The organism is Bacillus sp. 1NLA3E, assembly GCF_000242895.2.
In the GTDB taxonomy this organism is placed as follows: Bacteria; Bacillota; Bacilli; order Bacillales; family Cytobacillaceae; genus Bacillus_BU.
Genome location: NC_021171.1, coordinates 2,055,142 through 2,070,589 on the forward strand (window position 1 = coordinate 2,055,142; position 15,448 = coordinate 2,070,589).

The window sequence follows — 15,448 nt, forward strand, 5'->3', positions numbered from 1 at the left end:
ATATTCTATCTTATAATTTGGTCATAATTTCAATAAATCCATTTGGTATAATAAACATATATCAGATTGGAGGGAGTAAATTGCCAATTCACAACAAACTCGTCCGTGATCGTATCCCTGAAATAATAAAAAATGATGGAAAGAAGTTTTCTACACGAATATTAAATAATGACGAATACACAAAAGAATTGAAGAAAAAAAGCTTTGAAGAGCTTGAAGAATATATGAATACGGAAAATACTGAGGACGCAATTGAAGAACTAGCTGATGTATTGGAAATCATCCATGCTCTGGCTGAATATCATGGTGTTTCAATAGAAAGGGTAGAGGAAGCTCGTAAAAAGAAGGCCGAGAAGCGGGGCGGTTTTAAGGAAAAAATCTTCTTGATTGAGGTTGAAGATGAGTAATGTTCGGTTAATTACCAATAATCTAGGGAAAGAGTTATTGGAACAAATTGAATCCTCAGCTTCTATTTGTATTTTAGCAGCTTTTGTAATGAAATCTGGGGTTGAATATATAAGAGATTCCCTGAAGATTGCTGCAGAAAGAGGGGCAGATATCAAGATTTGTACAGGTGATTATTTGTATGTTACTCAGCCGAAAGCGTTGGAGAATTTGCTATCAATTGATGATAGGATTCAAATTCGGTTATGGCATAGTAATGGTGTTTCCTTCCACCCTAAGGCCTATCTTTTTCAAACAAAGAATCATGATTGCTTATTTATCGGTTCTTCTAATTTATCAAAATCTGCTCTTGGTAATGGAGTTGAATGGAATCTTTCTGTTAGTAATGAAAAAGAGGTTTTTGAAGAAGCACTGGAACAGTTCTGTAATACTTTTTATTCAAAAAAGACGATCCCATTGAACAAAGAAACCTTAAAAGAGTATGAGGTCGGATATGAGGATTACCATGTTAAGAATCCAAATTTGGCTCAACAGTGGTCTAAGATGGAAGAACTAGATTTAATGCTTCCGGCTGAAACTGATGTAATAGAACAGCCTGAGATTATCCATGATAAAAATGCACCATATGGCAAGATTTCACCTCGTTTTGCCCAAATAGAAGCACTTGATGAATTACAAAAAACATTGGAAGAAGAATATAATAAGGCTTTAGTTGTCATGGCAACAGGTCTAGGTAAAACCTATCTTGCAGCTTTTTTTGCCCGGAATTTTGAACGAATTTTATTCATTGCCCATCGTGAGGAAATCTTGAATCAAGCAAGAGATTCTTTTCAAAAGGTAATGCCCGATAGAAGTTACGGGATTTACAATGGTAGGGTAAAAGAAGGCGATGCGGATGCGGATGCTATCTTTGCGTCTATCTATACATTAAGTATGAAGACACACTTGCTCCAGTTCCAGCCTGATGAGTTTGATCTAGTAATAGTCGATGAATTTCATCATGCTGCTGCAGACTCTTATCAGAGAGTTTTAGATTATTTCATGCCAAAATTTTTATTTGGAATTACCGCGACTCCTGATCGAAATGACAATAAGGACGTATATGCGATTTGCGATGGTAACGTAGCGTTTCGAATAGACTTTCTAGATGCAATCCAGCAAAAATGGTTAGCTCCTTTTACGTATTATGGAATCTATGATGATACGGATTACTCGCAAATTAGATGGCTAGGTAATCATTATGATGAGGAACAATTATTGCAGGCACAGCTCCGAGAGGAATTGGCTAATAAGATCCTTTATGAATGGAAAGATAAGAAACAGACAAGGACAATCGGATTTTGTTCATCGATAAGACAAGCAAACTATCTGTCTAACTTTTTTAATCAAAAGGGCTATAAGACTGTCAGTTTGCATTCCCAACAGGTTGGTTTGAGCAGAAAGAATGAGATAAAGAAGCTGTCAGATGGGGACATAGATGCTATCTTTACAGTTGACTTGTTTAACGAGGGAGTCGATATTCCTACAGTCGATACCTTGTTGTTTGTCCGGCCTACGGAATCACTTACAGTGTTTACGCAACAGATTGGACGTGGACTTCGGTTACATCAAGAAAAAGAGACTTGTGTGATTATTGATTTAATAGGTAACTATCGAAATGCCGATATTAAGTTAAGTTTGTTTGACACTACCCCATCTGAAGTAGGCTCTAAAAAAATCAACCCAACTGTTCCAGATTTTTGCCAAGTGAATTTAGATGTGCATGTTATTGACTTGTTAAAAGAAATGATTACAAAGAAACATCCTCGTCGTGATAAACTGCTAAATGCGTACTCTTCACTAAAATATGAACAAGGTGACAGGCCAACATATTTAGATCTACACTTAAAAGGTGCAGCAGATTCAGTTCAATACCGCCAAGAGTTTAAGTCATATGTTGGTTTCTTAGAATGGGCAAATGAATTAAGTGAAAGAGAAAAAGAAGTTTTTCTTCGGTATAAACCGTGGCTTGAGGAAACTGAAAAAACTGGAATGGCTAAAAGTTATAAAATGGTTGTCTTGTTAGCAATGTTGAAGCGTGGTCCAGCAAACTGGTTCAAGTCGATTACCCCAACAGAGGTAGCGCCTTTTTTTCATCAATATCTTACAGAAAAGGAATACAGGAAACGGATCGATTTTTCCGACAGGTCTTCGAAACAGCTCTGGGAGTACGATGAAAAAGGAGTTAGCAAACTGATTGCTACAATGCCAATGACAAAATGGAGTGGCAGCTCAAAAGGGCTCATTTCGTTTGAAAACGAAATATTTAATCTTAAATTTGATGTTGTTCCTGAGAACCAACAGATATTGTTTGATTGGACAAAAGAAGTATGTGAATACCGCCTGCATTATCATTTTGAACGGAAGGCGAAAAAACCCCAGACCCATTAATTGGTTTGGGGTTTGTCATTATTTTTAATAACCACTATACCCACGGATGGTATAATTTAGCTGTGGTAATAGTTGGAGTTAGTGAATAGGGCAGGAAGAAGTTTCTAGTTTTTTTCTAAGGTATTGCTGATTTCACTTATTGAATAAATTTTAAAGGTTGGTGCACAAAAAATGTCTTGTCCCTTTTGCAGCAAAGGTTTAAATATAGTTAAAGAAAATGATCTTGCTTATGCCATATTTGATAAATATCCTGTTAACAAAGGACACATATTAATCATTACGAAAAGGCATGTAAGTAGTTATTTTGAAACGAATTGTGAAGAGAAAGTTGCTATTCATGAATTACTAGATGAGTGTAAAGACTCGTTAAGTGAAACCTTTTCTCCTGATGGCTTTAATATTGGGATTAATTGTGGAGAAGCTGCTGGACAAACCATATTCCATGTCCATCTGCATCTTATTCCACGGTATTCAGGAGATATTGACGAACCAAGAGGCGGAGTACGAGGTGTTATTCCTGAAAAAAGGATGTATTAATTTCTAGAGTTAGTGAATCAGGCAAGGGATTTTAATTGCCCGTTAAGTTGAGGTATTTTTACACATTAAATTTGCGGAATGGTTTTGAAAACTGTCCTACAAACTGGTTTTTTTGTAGATTCGAAGCTGTAAATTTAGCGACCTTTTCTGATTGCGTGATTTTAATATTTAAGGAAGTGAAATTGTGAAAAAGCTAAATATTTTAAATGGAGAAGCATTAAAGGAGTTCTTTAGAAAAAATTATATTGCTAACGGGGAAGGGATTATTTCTTTTAATGATTGTCTTGTTGATGGAGAGGTACATAGGAAAATCTTTAGCGAAGAATTTTTTACTATTAGGGAAAACTTTATAACCAGAAATTACGATGTTTCTCCTGAAGTATATAAAGAAAAGTCAATCAGCGAAATTTGGCCGCTTCTTCACAGAAATTATGAGGAAGTAGCTTTATGGTTTGATTTTGATATGTTCTGTCAAATTAATTTACTAACAATATTAGCATATTTAGATTCAATAAAATTTTACGGATCAGTCACAGTAAACATTATAAAACAGGTTTTTTTTAAGTGCAGTAGTATAACTGAAATAATAAAAGATAAAATAGAAATTCATTCGCTAGATCATTTTTATGATTTGTATGTTGAAACCTTAATAAAAAAAGATTTTGAAAAGATACAAGGTGACGTATACCTAGATATCTTTAAACAATTGCCTTATTTAAGAGAAGGAATAAAGTTGTATTTGAATTATAAAAACCCAAATAATGATATAAGAAATTATATAAATAAAATAAAAGGTAAAGGCAGACAAGAAATACTGATTGATTTAATCAATAATCTTAATCATTTTGGATTGGGTGATGTTCAATACAATAAAATATTAGATGAAATGGGAATAAAAACCTGAACCTGAAGGCATTGAAATACCGAGTTCCTTAAGCAAGCACCTTCCATTTTACATACAGGAATAAACACTCTATGAAGATTAAACAATTACTAAATTAGTGAGACAAGAAAATCCAGGGCATGAATGAAGAGTTTTTTATAAATAAGAAATAAAAGTGCCAGGAACCATTTCGTTAAGGGTTCTGGCACCTCCACCTAGTGGTTCTTACCTATTTTCTTTGTAGAACTCCTTTTTTTACCAAGTTAACAAGTGTCCCTTTGTTTTTATATTTCTGATAGGCAATCAAACGATTCAAATCTTTAATGGTTAATTTTGATGGCTCAATCGCCAATACGAATTCACCTTTTAGCTTTTCAATCATTGAAATAGCATATTCGATCTGTTTTGTTGATAATGTGTAATCATCCTGGTCAGTAGTCGTACTTTGTATGGTTGTGGCGTGCTCTTTAATCTTTGCATCTACTATTGCCTCTACTTCAGAAGGGCTAATAGGTTGAATTTCTGGTTTGTTTGAATGTTGATTTGGTTTAAATAGCTTATCAAGGATTCCTTTAAACAATTTGTCCACTCCGCTTCCATAGAGTTCAAACATTTCTATGTAAAATATATTCTTCTTTTATTTTATCAAAATAATTGCTAGAAGAACTAATCCTTTAGGAGAAATTTTGTTAATTTTGGCAGAAGTATGCTAATTTAATAGAATTATTTACTATAAATATGGTTAATTTCTGTAAAAAACCTGGTCTTTACCACTTTTGTAGTATAATGTAGGAAAATGCAACTTTTGGAGCGGTTAAAATGGCGATTACGATTCCTGAAACGATTAGATCATCTGCCACTGCTGGGGAGAGGTTGTTATTCCGAACTTTAAAAACATTTCTGCCCGATGATTATATAGTTTACTATGAACCAGAAATTAAAGGGAGAAGGCCCGATTTTGTGATTATCGGTCCGGATCTTGGAATTATGGTATTAGAAGTGAAGGATTATACGAAAAATACTCTTCTCCAAGTTAACCACGAAGAGTGGCATATCGTAGCGACTACTGGTGAGCAAGCTGTTGTAAAAAGCCCATTGAAGCAGGCAAGGGACAACATGTTTCATGTAGTAGATGTGTTGAAAAAGGATAAAAGTCTTGTTCAGTTAGAAGGGAAATATAAGTTTCAATTGAAATTCCCTTATGGATATGGGGTCGTTTTTACCAGAATGAGTTCCCAGGATTTTATAAAAAATGATCTATATTCAGTGATTGAACCCAATCTATGTTTAACAAGAGATGAGATTGATACTGAAAAAGATGAGTTTTCCGAAGAAGTCCTAATGGAAAAGATCTTAAATATGTTTGTCGTTCCATATCGTAAAAAAGAACCTCTTTCTGTAGAAGACATTAATGCAATTCGTTATCATTTATTCCCAGAAGTTCGAATTAGTGCTGAGTATAGTCGAGTAGAAGGGAGCCTTTCTACCTTACGATAAATTGTACTCCATCCCCTCACAGAACCGTGCTTGCACTATTAATGCACACGGCTCCTCCTAGTCATCATTCACAGAATGTAGCTAATCTCTTTTCTTAAATCATATATATTCACTTTAATTCTTGGTGAAGGTAGTGGATATTTATCAAGAAATAGTCTGAATTTATCCCATGTAAAGGATTTCCTTTGACTTCTTCTATTGAGCCATTTAAATAGTAAGTTCTCGATTTTGTCTTTGAAGTTGCAAACATTTTTGGTATTATCAGTGATGCAATAATAGTTGTAATAACCTATAAGCGATCGTCGAAATCTATCCATGATCATATGAATATCTCTATTTCTATTCTTCTTCAGCCATTCTTTAGACTCTTTTAATTTACCTTGGACTTTCTTGCTACTCGATTTCCGTTTCACCCGAAATTTCCCTTGTTTACTTTTCCCACAATAGTGTGTAAAGCCTAGGAAATCAAAGGTTGCTGGTTTACTATTTCCCTTTTGCTTTTCATATTTCTCGGCAAACCGCCCGAAGGGAATAATTTTGGTTTTATCCTCGGAAATTTCCAAGTTAAATTTCTTTAATCTACATTTCAATGATTGGAAGAATTCCTGAGCTTCGCTCTGATATTGAAAACAGCACACAAAATCATCTGCATACCTTACTATATATGCCTGTCCCTTGCATTGTTTCTTAACCTTTTTCTCAAACCATAAGTCAAGGACATAATGGAGATACACATTGGCTAATACCGGAGATATAACTCCACCTTGCGGTGTGCCATTGTCTGTTTTGTATTTCTTACCTTCCTCCATGTATCCACCTTTAAGAAACCTACCAATTATTCTTAGTAGATTAGGGTCAGCAATTCGCAGTTTTAAGAACTCCACCATCCATTTGTGGTCAACGTTGTCAAAGAATCCCTTAATATCGACATCTACTACATAATTTACTGATCTCTTTTCAATATAAAAGTTCAGTATTTTCAAAGCATCATGACAACCACGATTAGGTCGAAACCCAAAGGAACAATCTAGAAAATCATTTTCATAGATGGTATTTAGTATCTTTGTAATGCCTTTTTGAACAATCTTGTCTTCATGTTCCGGTATTCCTAATGGTCTTTTCTTGTTTGAATTGAGCTTCGGAATATACATTCTCCTTACAGGAACAGGACGATAGCTTTTGCTTTTAAGCCGACTTACTAACTCCTCTATGTTTTCTTCTAAATTTTCACCGTATTGCTCTTTAGTTGTACCGTTAATCCCGGTTGCTTTCCTATTGGGTAGTTCATGATGACATTGAGCTAGTGCTTGCTTATTTAGTAAATGTGCAAGTGATGTGAATTTCATTTTAGGATTAGACTTTGTTAATTCTGCTATCCTTAGTAGTTTTGTTTCCATTTAGTATACCTACCTCTGTGTGTAGTAAATGTGTCTCTAGTAAGGGCGATAACTAGGTAGCAGCCTTTCCTCCATCGGCATTACCCAATTTCATTGGTACTACGCTGCTATCCGACTCCCTACAACGGCATTTGGTTTCCTTGCTTTTTATCGCTTGTAAACCATACTCTTCTAAGAAAAAGAAAAGACCGGTAGGGTCTCCTGAGTTGCCGTATCATATCAATGTATAACGTGCCAAGGTCTATGACTCCAGAGAGGTTTTATCTTTCTTGCCTTTAACGAAAGATAAAATGTAGCTTTCTGCAGCGCTTAAAGCATCAGCCCTCTCAAATTACAAACATTATGGAGCTCAATCCCTTCAACCATTTGGCTTTCGGCCCGCCACCTAACTGTCTACGCTTAAAAACTAAAGTTACCTTTAGTCCTCCAAGACTCGCTACGAGTGAATGGCTAGTTCTTACTCGACGGGAATCCCACCCGTTATATGATACGACCTAGCTCAGCCGCACAAGCACCTGTCCCTTATCAAGATCAGCTTTTATTGTCCCTACACGATATTAAGACAATGGACCTTCACCAGGAGAAGTTGGCAAAGCAAATCGGTGATAAGAACCGCTTGATTCGAGGCGTTGCAGGGAGTGGGAAAACGATTATTCTTGCCAGTAGGGCGAAGATGTTGTCAAAGCAGAATCCTGATTGGAAAATCCTCATCCTTTGTTATAATATTTCATTGGCGAATTCGATCCAGCAAATGATTCATCATATGTTAAACGAACCTGAGGACCTTTTTGATTTTGATCCCTCTATTAAGGATGTTCAAAATCAAAACATTATTGTGCGGAATTTTCATTCTTGGCTTAAGAATGATTTAAAAATAAGAGAGTATCAACTACCAGAAATTATTGAAAAAATCGAGAAGAAGGAGACTATTCTTCCAACTTATGATGCCGTCATGATTGATGAGGGGCAGGATTTTGAAGCAGATTGGCTCCGGCTTGTCAGCTTACTAATAAATGCTGATACACAGTCACTGTTATTGGTTGAAGACAGAGCTCAGACTATTTACAATCGAAAGCGTTCCTATGTTCAGGATACGGGTTTTAGTTTTCAAGGCAGGTCAAAGGTGTTGACAATAAATTATCGGAACACTTCACAAATTGTAAAATTTGCTTGGGATTTCTTTCGTGAACATTCAGTATTTAAAAATAAAGTCGTCAATCGTGATCTTGATGGTGAAATAATTGCCCCACAAAGTACAAAGAGAAAAGGTCCAGAACCAGGCATCGTAAAAGCTGCCAGCTTTTCTGATGAAATGAGAATGGTATCAAGACAAATAAAGAAATTACATGAAGAGAAAAAAGTTCCATTAGAAGAAATGCTCATCCTATATCGGGTTAAAAAGACATACAAATCTCCAATCGTCGATATCATCAAGCGCACGTTAAATGAGTCAGCAATACCATTCTACTGGATTACCGAAAATGACGTTTCGAAACGATCTTTTGATAAAGAAGACGGAAAGGTCAAAATCAGTACGATAGATAGTAGCAAAGGGTTAGATTTTCAGGCTGTGTTTATCGTCAATGTGGATTCAATGCCGTTTCCATTGGAAGAGGATAAGGAGAGGGAAGTTTCCTTGCTCTATATTGGAATGACAAGAGCTAAAGAATACCTTTGCTTGTCCTACTCGGGTGAATCGGAATATACGATTTATTTGGATCGAATGTTGGAAGAGAGAACTCAAGAGAAAAGAAGAATTGAGCAGGTAAAATAAACTATTTTAAGAGAGTCTATAAAAATTTTATAGTCTCTTTTTTGAGTGTGGGGAAGGTTCTTCTGCTTCAATAGGAAGCAGTAGAACCTTCCCCGTGCTCTTTAAATCAATGAAAATTCTGATTTATTGCGTATTTAAGGGAAGGATTTTCTTTCGAACAAACCCCAGACAAATGTAGGGCTGGGGTTTGTTTAATGCTTCTTATTAATATGGTCGGCCGAGAAAATATTATTTTGTTCTATTTCCTCCTCAATACCCCCGTTTTTACAAGATTAACCAAATGAGTGTGCGTATTCGTTTTGTTTGGCTGTTATTCAATCAACTTGAAGAAACGATCATCATTCAGGAGCCCCCATTTGAGTCAGAGGATGTTCCTTCAACTATTTTTGGTTGACCACCTTCGATTTGGAGAGTGGAAAGCATTAAGGATGTTAATTTGCAAGATATGGTTTTTCTTTTTTAGAAAATGAGTCGGAGTGTCTTTTATCTGAAACTCCGACATTGTCTTTGCTAAGTTATAGTGGTTTGATGATATCTTGAGAATTTTCTAGTTTCATTTGTTCGAGTTCGATTCTCATTTTTTGTGTTTCAAGAACATAGTTTTCGTGTTTAAGTTTTTCAAGTTCAATCTGAAATTCAATCATTTTGAGCTTGTACTTGGATTGTTTTTGAAAATGCGATGTTAGTATTGCCGCCAATGGAATGGAGAAAACCATAATGACTGCGATTGTACCTGTCAAAAAAATCCCTCCTCTAATCTAATAGATAAAAATTCAACAATATTCTCTTATGTTATATATTTCACTAGTTTAATAATAGCAAATAAATATTTCAGTGTAGACAGAATAAAATGATAAATTGATTACTGTTTCATATTTGAGAGGATGAAGAAGGTTTCTTATAGTCAAATCGAATCGAAATTCATTTAATTGCAAGCAAATTAAGACAAAATTAAAAGGTTTGAGCCCGGTGCAATACCGAACCCAAACCCTAAAAGTTGCTAATAAAATAACCTGTCTAACTATCAGGGGTCAGTTCAAGTGACGAGTTTTTTGTTTTTTATATAGCAATTATTATTCCAATTAGGAATGTCTATCTAACATTTAACAAAGGACTATTATTCTAGAGGGTGTGGTTTGGGCAGGGATGCTTTTTGTGGAAGGCCCGTAAATAACAATTAGATCTCGATTTGCAGGTGTACTTGAAAAGGACTGCCCATTTGTTAATACTATTCGAGTATATGGTGATATATTTAATTGTAATTGTCCATCGCTACTCACCAATTGACTATTAAAATAATCTACTTTTACAGTCTGATTTGGGCTGTCTTTTACCATGACAAGTGCTTGATATTGAGGCGGGTAAATAAGAAGTGCAGGTGCATCCCCGTCATAATATCCAGTCACGCGATCTCCTACTGTCACCATTACATGGTCTACAAAGTAGGTGGTGGGTGAAACCACGAAGTTGACAATGACTCCCAATTCGTTTTCTACAGTAATGAATTTATTACAGCCTTCTTTTTTACCATTTTTACCAGTGAAAAAATCACTAATCATAGTGACTGTCCCGTGAAACGAATAAAAATTTGTCATACAATACCTCCATTGCTTGGAGCAGATAGTATATTAAACTATAAAGCGAGCTTTTTGTTTCGACATTAGTCGAGGCTAATGTACTTTGTTCCAAGTATCGCTGTGGCCAAGCTTGTGGATTTAAATTGAGTGCCATTCCATGTTAAAAGGTTTTCGATATGACCTAATGTATCCGAATTTGAAATACCAATTATTCGTTGAAAAACAAGTAAATCATAACTCTTGCTTTTTTGATTCGTAATAATTGGGTATAATGCACCAATGGAAAGTACCTCACCTTGAACGGGTTGTTTTAATTTGCCATTTTCATAGTAAAGCTGTGAAAGGTAATCATAGCCTTTATAGCTAATGTCAAGGGTGAAAAGGAGGTCTAGTGGTGGACTTCCTACACTTACTTTATAAAGATCTTCAAAATTGGCTTTGAATGTATAGCTTTTATTATATTTTTCAAAATCAAATAATAGGCGTGGAATGTTATTTTTGATGGAGTAAATATAGAATATACCGTACCCTCCGCTTCCACCCGATTCAATACTAACAAAAACATCCAATAGGTTATCTTTAGAAAAATCCCCAAGAAAGAGCTTCGCATTGTATCCTGCATTCTTTTGAAGAGGAATGGTTGAAATTTGATTAGAACGCCCATCTTGAATGACTAGGATAATATGATCTGCGAAGATGTCGGTCTCAACGTTTTTCCTTCCATATAAATAGACGTGATCCACTATCCCGTCACCTGTAACGTCACCTTGCTTCATGTCAAGCAACGCTCCGTTTACAAAATAGGTATAGTTACCACCAACTTGTTCTTGAAATTGCCTGTACAAATAACCCCCTCCAAAAACATGAGTAATTACTTTGTGTACCATATGCAGGTAAATACCTATATGACACCAATAATGGCTAATAAAATGTACTGTATCGTAATGCAAGGTGAAAAAACGTGAACTGATGCAAAAAACCTATGAAAGAGAAAACAATTTTGTAAGGTATACAGGGGGGAGACTTAAGAAGAAACTTTATAATAGGTAAGTGCCCATTTGTTATTGAACAAGCTGATAGGTCAATGACTAAAGAATATGATGATGTGAGGTTAAAAAGTAAAGGAGTGTATTTTATGTATCCTATTCCTCCGTATTTTAGCAATCCATATAATCAAGAAGCTTATTTATATTCGAATCCATTTCAAGATGAGATTAATAACTATGCAGCCCATGATGTAAGACAATTTGGTGGCCCACCTTCATTTCCACCACCTGGCCAAGGACCAGCTTTTGGTCCACCTTCATTTCCACCACCTGGCCAAGGACCAGCTTTTGGTCCACCTTCATTTCCACCACCTGGCCAAGGACCAGCGGCTGGACCGCCTCCATTTGCACCACCTGGTCAAGGTCCAGCGGCAGGTCCACCAACAGCACCACCGCCTTCATTTGTTCCACAACAACAAGTAGAAGCATTTGCAGTTGACCCAGGCGGTATTGCAAGATGTTTATTCAGATACACGTATGTATGGCTGAGAGGTTTTCAACAATTTTGGTTTTATCCAACATTTGTTGGTCGAAACGCTGTCTCAGGGTATCGTTGGACTGGATTTAGATGGGTTTATTTCGGTATTAGCTTACGACAAATTCAATCGTTTACTTGCTATTAATAAGAGAAGAGCTGGAAGGAATCTCATGAGTGTGGGCATGAGTGTGGGGACGGTTCTACTGCTTCAATTGTGATGTAGTAGAACCGTCCCCGTGCTCTTTGAATATGCGATCTATTTGGATCGAATCTCGACTAAGAGAATTCAGAAGATGGGGATTGTGAAGGTTAATTAAACTTAGAACAACACCCTTTTGAGGATTAACATTCAATTTCTAGGAAACATTACTTCACAAAATAACTAGTAAAAAAAATTGCGGTACTTCTTTCATATTTTTGAAAGAAGTACCGCAATTTTTTTACAATGCTGCAACAATTGTGTGTGGCAGCTTAACTTTTAAAAATGAGTTAGTAGTATTTAGTTATCTTATTGTGCAATCACCAACTCTTATATTTGAAACTTTTTTGGGAATTGTTTCACAATTCCAGCCGTTATTGTGTCAGCCATTTGTAAAGCTTCCACCTCAATTTTATCAAACACAGCAATACTTGATTGAAAATCTTTTTGTAGTATTAATACTGCTTCCTGAGTAGTAAGTGCCAGATGCTCGAAAAACATTTTTTGAAATTCATCTCTTGAAATAAAAGGATTTATTCTACTTAGGAATTTGGCAATTTCTGCGCCATTTTCGTACCATCTTCTCTCTGCCGCAGCTACAGCTTTTTGATCGCCTGCTTTTGCAGCTTTGACAAGTTCCACAGCAATTACCAGGTGCTCCCTAATAAGGTTGCTGAACTTTTCAGCTATTTTATTTCCATAGAAAGGCTTAAGTAAATTCCCCATATCTGTAGCGTTCCTAAGAAGACGTGCGGTGACAAAGTCTACATCAGGTAAATTAAAAGCCAGGCTAATGATTGTCAATCTTGTCCAGTATACGTGTTGTTCCCAAACTAAACGCATGGAACTTTTTAAACTTACTTCCTGTTTACTAATACAAGAAGACTTGAACCAAGGATTCATGGTTTCACCCCCTACCATCTAATTTCATATTCAGTATATTCCGATTCTAAAAATCGGCTTGTTCTTTAGCTATTGGCTAATCGTTGATTTCAAACAAATCCAAAAAGAATCGGTTGATTTTACTGTAAAATGCCACTCTACTATAACTACAGATACAAGAAATAAACCTACGCTTAACTAATACTGAAAAGACTATAATAGAAATGTATCAATTTCATTTTGTTTCTTCTAAAGGGGAGAGAAATCATAAAATGAATCAAGGAAATCCGATATTTGGACTAATTCAAACCATTCTTATTTTGGCTTTGGCTTTCATATTTGTTTACAAGTATGCTGATATTCGCACAAAAAAATCTCATTTTGTATGTCCTCGCTGTGGATGTTGTTTTAAATTATCGAAATTAAGTTTTGCATTAGCTTTCAAGACAGGTGTCATTAACGAACGTATTGTTACATGTCCAGTTTGTGGATACAAAGGCAGAATGCCTATTGTAAATGATTAAATATTACCCGGGGACGGTTCTACTGCTTCAATAGGAAGCAGTAGAACCGTCCCCGTGCTCTCCCCGTGCTCTCCCCGTGCTCTCCCCGTGCTCTTAAAATAAAGTCGTCAATCGTGATCTTGATGGTGAAATTATTGCTCCACAAAGTACAAAGAGAAAAGGTGCGGAACCAGGCATCGTAAAATCAGCCAGTTTTTCAGATGAAATGAGAATTGTATCAAGACAAATAAAGAAATTACATGAAGAGAAAAAAGTTCCTTTAGAAGAAATGCTGATCCTTTATCGGGTAAAAAAGACATACAAATCTCCAATCGTTGATATCATCAAGCGTACATTAACTGAGTCAGCAATACTATTCTACTGGATCACCGAAAATGACGTTTCGAAACGATCTTTTGAAAAAGAAGACGGAAAGGTCAAAATCAGTACGATAGATAGCAGCAATGGATTAGATTTTCAGGCTGTGTTTATCGTCAATGTGGATTCGATGCCGTTTCCATTGGAAGAGGATAAGGAGCGAGAAGTCTCCTTGTTTTATATTGGCATGACAAGAGCAAAAGAATATCTTTGCTTGTCCTACTCTGGGGAATCGGAATACACTCAATATTTGGATCGAATCTCGACTATGAGAAGCCAGAAGTTTGGCATTGTGAAGGTAAATTAAACTTGAAACTACACACTTTTGAGGATTAAAATGAATTTCTGATTTGCTTGCAAATGACTTTTTGGAATTCGGAAGTTCTCTAAAGTCAAATGATAAAAAACAAAGCTTGTTGCTGTTATCGATACTACTCCTAATAATTCTTTACAACTCATCGTAACTGATTTCAAAAAAAAATTACCAGCATCAGAAAAAATGCTGTTATGACAGTCTTTTTCTATATTCAAGCAAAAAATGACACGGATATTCCATGCCATTTGCAGTTTTTGTCTCTCTGTTATTCCCAATAACGCTGAAACTGAGGAGGGTAATGTGTGTGCGGGTATTGCGGAATATATTGGGGCTGCTGATTTTGTGGATTTACATATTGATGAGTTGTCTGTTCATTTAGGCTGTGACAGTCCTGGTATGGACCTATATATGTTGAAGGTTTAACTGGTGCGATTACTTGCTTCCAGTGATTTTCATCAAGACAATAGGTATGCGCCATAATATTTGCAGGAGTAAATTTTAAGATATCAGAACCTAAAATTACTTCTGGAGTCGGGGCATCAAATATTGCCAAAAGATGCGTGTTATCAACAATAGCAACTTCATAATGCCACCACCCTTGTGGAACATTTGCCACTTGCCCAGGTGTAATCGTGTAATTGTGTATCTGTTTTGTATATGGGTTTAGCATTGATACTGTAGCAGAACCAGAGATACAATAGACTAACTGTGCAGCATTTTGGTGATAGTGCGGTTCCACGACATTATTTGTACTTAGGAAAATGTCTAGCAGTGACACATTTTCCAGTGTATTCAACTGTTTGATACCTAATACATTAATAAAGTTTTTGTTATCTTTTATGAATAGGGGGCTCTTATTTACGTCAAAAAAGTATTGAGTTGATGGTGATGTATAATCCATATTTGAGACCATTAATTTTCTTCACCTCAATTTTTAGGAATATAACTAAACTTATAGGCATGTTATGCACATATAACAAGAAAGGTGTGAGTAGGTATTAAATAATTTAATGTAGCGCTGCGTCTATTTCCATATAACCAATCAGATCGGAGCCCGTCTGTGGCTGAGGGTTTAAATTTCTAAAAATCTTAAACGTACGAAATACCCTTTTTATATCTTTTAGGACACTAAAATGTGTCCCTTGT

Annotated in this window: 16 protein-coding genes and 1 pseudogene; 10 read left to right on the forward strand and 7 right to left on the reverse strand. The window is 35.9% G+C overall.

Annotation, left to right across the window (positions count from 1 at the left end):
- Nucleotides 1-80 precede the first annotated feature (80 nt).
- The 4 genes from B1NLA3E_RS09845 (at nt 81) to B1NLA3E_RS09860 (ending at nt 4,276) form a co-directional block, all read left to right on the forward strand.
- Nucleotides 81-407 (forward strand): nucleoside triphosphate pyrophosphohydrolase, encoded by a 327-nt coding sequence (locus B1NLA3E_RS09845; RefSeq protein WP_015593695.1) that lies wholly within the window; start codon nt 81-83, stop codon nt 405-407.
- Nucleotides 400-2,835, forward strand: a complete 2,436-nt coding sequence (locus tag B1NLA3E_RS09850; RefSeq protein WP_015593696.1) for a DEAD/DEAH box helicase family protein — start codon at nt 400-402, stop codon at nt 2,833-2,835. The genes B1NLA3E_RS09845 and B1NLA3E_RS09850 overlap by 8 nt, the downstream gene beginning before the upstream one ends.
- 171 nt (nt 2,836-3,006) lie before the next feature.
- On the forward strand, nt 3,007-3,372 hold the full coding sequence (locus tag B1NLA3E_RS09855; RefSeq protein WP_015593697.1) for an HIT family protein: 366 nt from the start codon (nt 3,007-3,009) through the stop codon (nt 3,370-3,372).
- Nucleotides 3,373-3,556: 184 nt separating this feature from the next.
- Nucleotides 3,557-4,276: a hypothetical protein gene (locus B1NLA3E_RS09860; RefSeq protein WP_015593698.1), complete on the forward strand. Its 720-nt coding sequence runs from the start codon at nt 3,557-3,559 to the stop codon at nt 4,274-4,276.
- Between the two features lie 208 nt (nt 4,277-4,484).
- On the opposite strand, the gene B1NLA3E_RS09865 is transcribed toward B1NLA3E_RS09860, so the two are convergent.
- Entirely contained in the window at nt 4,485-4,844 is a 360-nt protein-coding gene (locus B1NLA3E_RS09865; protein ID WP_236619624.1) for an ABC transporter ATP-binding protein, read from the reverse strand.
- 230 nt (nt 4,845-5,074) lie between these two features.
- On the opposite strand from B1NLA3E_RS09865, the pseudogene B1NLA3E_RS09870 reads away from it, so the two are divergent.
- Nucleotides 5,075-5,716 (forward strand): annotated as a pseudogene (locus B1NLA3E_RS09870) (nuclease-related domain-containing protein); the annotation flags it as partial.
- A gap of 104 nt (nt 5,717-5,820) precedes the next feature.
- Here B1NLA3E_RS09870 and ltrA read toward each other — a convergent pair.
- Complete coding sequence (gene ltrA / locus B1NLA3E_RS09875; protein ID WP_015592909.1) at nt 5,821-7,149, reverse strand: group II intron reverse transcriptase/maturase; 1,329 nt, start codon at nt 7,147-7,149, stop codon at nt 5,821-5,823.
- 484 nt (nt 7,150-7,633) lie between these two features.
- Here ltrA and B1NLA3E_RS09880 point away from each other — a divergent pair, with 484 nt between their 5' ends.
- Nucleotides 7,634-8,923, forward strand: coding sequence for a DEAD/DEAH box helicase (locus B1NLA3E_RS09880; RefSeq protein ID WP_015593701.1), 1,290 nt, complete (start codon nt 7,634-7,636; stop codon nt 8,921-8,923).
- A 515-nt stretch (nt 8,924-9,438) separates the two neighbouring features.
- Here B1NLA3E_RS09880 and B1NLA3E_RS09885 read toward each other — a convergent pair.
- Nucleotides 9,439-9,663, reverse strand: coding sequence for a hypothetical protein (locus B1NLA3E_RS09885; protein WP_015593702.1), 225 nt, complete (start codon nt 9,661-9,663; stop codon nt 9,439-9,441).
- 160 nt (nt 9,664-9,823) lie between these two features.
- Here B1NLA3E_RS09885 and B1NLA3E_RS26005 point away from each other — a divergent pair, with 160 nt between their 5' ends.
- Nucleotides 9,824-9,967 carry an IS3 family transposase gene (locus B1NLA3E_RS26005; protein ID WP_442852663.1) on the forward strand — a complete coding sequence of 48 codons (144 nt, stop codon included), beginning with the start codon at nt 9,824-9,826 and terminating at the stop codon, nt 9,965-9,967.
- Between the two features lie 59 nt (nt 9,968-10,026).
- Here B1NLA3E_RS26005 and B1NLA3E_RS09890 read toward each other — a convergent pair whose 3' ends face one another.
- Together B1NLA3E_RS09890 and B1NLA3E_RS09895 are read right to left on the reverse strand one after the other, a co-directional pair.
- Entirely contained in the window at nt 10,027-10,518 is a 492-nt protein-coding gene (locus tag B1NLA3E_RS09890) for a hypothetical protein (RefSeq protein ID WP_015593703.1), read from the reverse strand.
- 65 nt (nt 10,519-10,583) lie between these two features.
- Complete coding sequence (locus tag B1NLA3E_RS09895; protein ID WP_015593704.1) at nt 10,584-11,345, reverse strand: hypothetical protein; 762 nt, start codon at nt 11,343-11,345, stop codon at nt 10,584-10,586.
- 290 nt (nt 11,346-11,635) lie between these two features.
- Between B1NLA3E_RS09895 and B1NLA3E_RS09900 the strand changes: the two genes are divergently transcribed.
- Entirely contained in the window at nt 11,636-12,169 is a 534-nt protein-coding gene (locus B1NLA3E_RS09900; protein ID WP_083935075.1) for a hypothetical protein, read from the forward strand.
- A gap of 384 nt (nt 12,170-12,553) precedes the next feature.
- Here the strand turns inward: B1NLA3E_RS09900 and B1NLA3E_RS09905 are convergent, their stop codons facing one another.
- On the reverse strand, nt 12,554-13,144 hold the full coding sequence (locus B1NLA3E_RS09905) for a hypothetical protein (RefSeq protein ID WP_015593706.1): 591 nt from the start codon (nt 13,142-13,144) through the stop codon (nt 12,554-12,556).
- 233 nt (nt 13,145-13,377) lie between these two features.
- Here B1NLA3E_RS09905 and B1NLA3E_RS09910 point away from each other — a divergent pair, with 233 nt between their 5' ends.
- Both B1NLA3E_RS09910 and B1NLA3E_RS09915 read left to right on the forward strand, forming a co-directional pair.
- Nucleotides 13,378-13,629, forward strand: coding sequence for a hypothetical protein (locus B1NLA3E_RS09910; RefSeq protein ID WP_041580438.1), 252 nt, complete (start codon nt 13,378-13,380; stop codon nt 13,627-13,629).
- A 205-nt stretch (nt 13,630-13,834) separates the two neighbouring features.
- Nucleotides 13,835-14,293, forward strand: coding sequence for a 3'-5' exonuclease (locus B1NLA3E_RS09915; RefSeq protein WP_015593707.1), 459 nt, complete (start codon nt 13,835-13,837; stop codon nt 14,291-14,293).
- Between the two features lie 274 nt (nt 14,294-14,567).
- Here the strand turns inward: B1NLA3E_RS09915 and B1NLA3E_RS09925 are convergent, their stop codons facing one another.
- Nucleotides 14,568-15,215 (reverse strand): cupin domain-containing protein, encoded by a 648-nt coding sequence (locus B1NLA3E_RS09925; protein WP_015593708.1) that lies wholly within the window; start codon nt 15,213-15,215, stop codon nt 14,568-14,570.
- Nucleotides 15,216-15,448: the final 233 nt, after the last annotated feature.

Bases quoted from the DNA above. Each gene is read 5' to 3' on its own strand.
- ltrA (WP_015592909.1), bottom strand. From the start codon at position 7,149: ATGGAAACAAAACTACTAAGGATAGCAGAATTAACAAAGTCTAATCCT.
- B1NLA3E_RS09890 (WP_015593703.1), bottom strand. From the start codon at position 10,518: ATGACAAATTTTTATTCGTTTCACGGGACAGTCACTATGATTAGTGAT.
- B1NLA3E_RS09880 (WP_015593701.1), top strand. From the start codon at position 7,634: ATGATACGACCTAGCTCAGCCGCACAAGCACCTGTCCCTTATCAAGAT.
- B1NLA3E_RS09910 (WP_041580438.1), top strand. From the start codon at position 13,378: ATGAATCAAGGAAATCCGATATTTGGACTAATTCAAACCATTCTTATT.
- B1NLA3E_RS09900 (WP_083935075.1), top strand. From the start codon at position 11,636: ATGTATCCTATTCCTCCGTATTTTAGCAATCCATATAATCAAGAAGCT.
- B1NLA3E_RS09855 (WP_015593697.1), top strand. From the start codon at position 3,007: ATGTCTTGTCCCTTTTGCAGCAAAGGTTTAAATATAGTTAAAGAAAAT.
- B1NLA3E_RS09905 (WP_015593706.1), bottom strand. From the start codon at position 13,144: ATGGTAGGGGGTGAAACCATGAATCCTTGGTTCAAGTCTTCTTGTATT.
- B1NLA3E_RS09925 (WP_015593708.1), bottom strand. From the start codon at position 15,215: ATGGTCTCAAATATGGATTATACATCACCATCAACTCAATACTTTTTT.
- B1NLA3E_RS09915 (WP_015593707.1), top strand. From the start codon at position 13,835: ATGAGAATTGTATCAAGACAAATAAAGAAATTACATGAAGAGAAAAAA.
- B1NLA3E_RS09850 (WP_015593696.1), top strand. From the start codon at position 400: ATGAGTAATGTTCGGTTAATTACCAATAATCTAGGGAAAGAGTTATTG.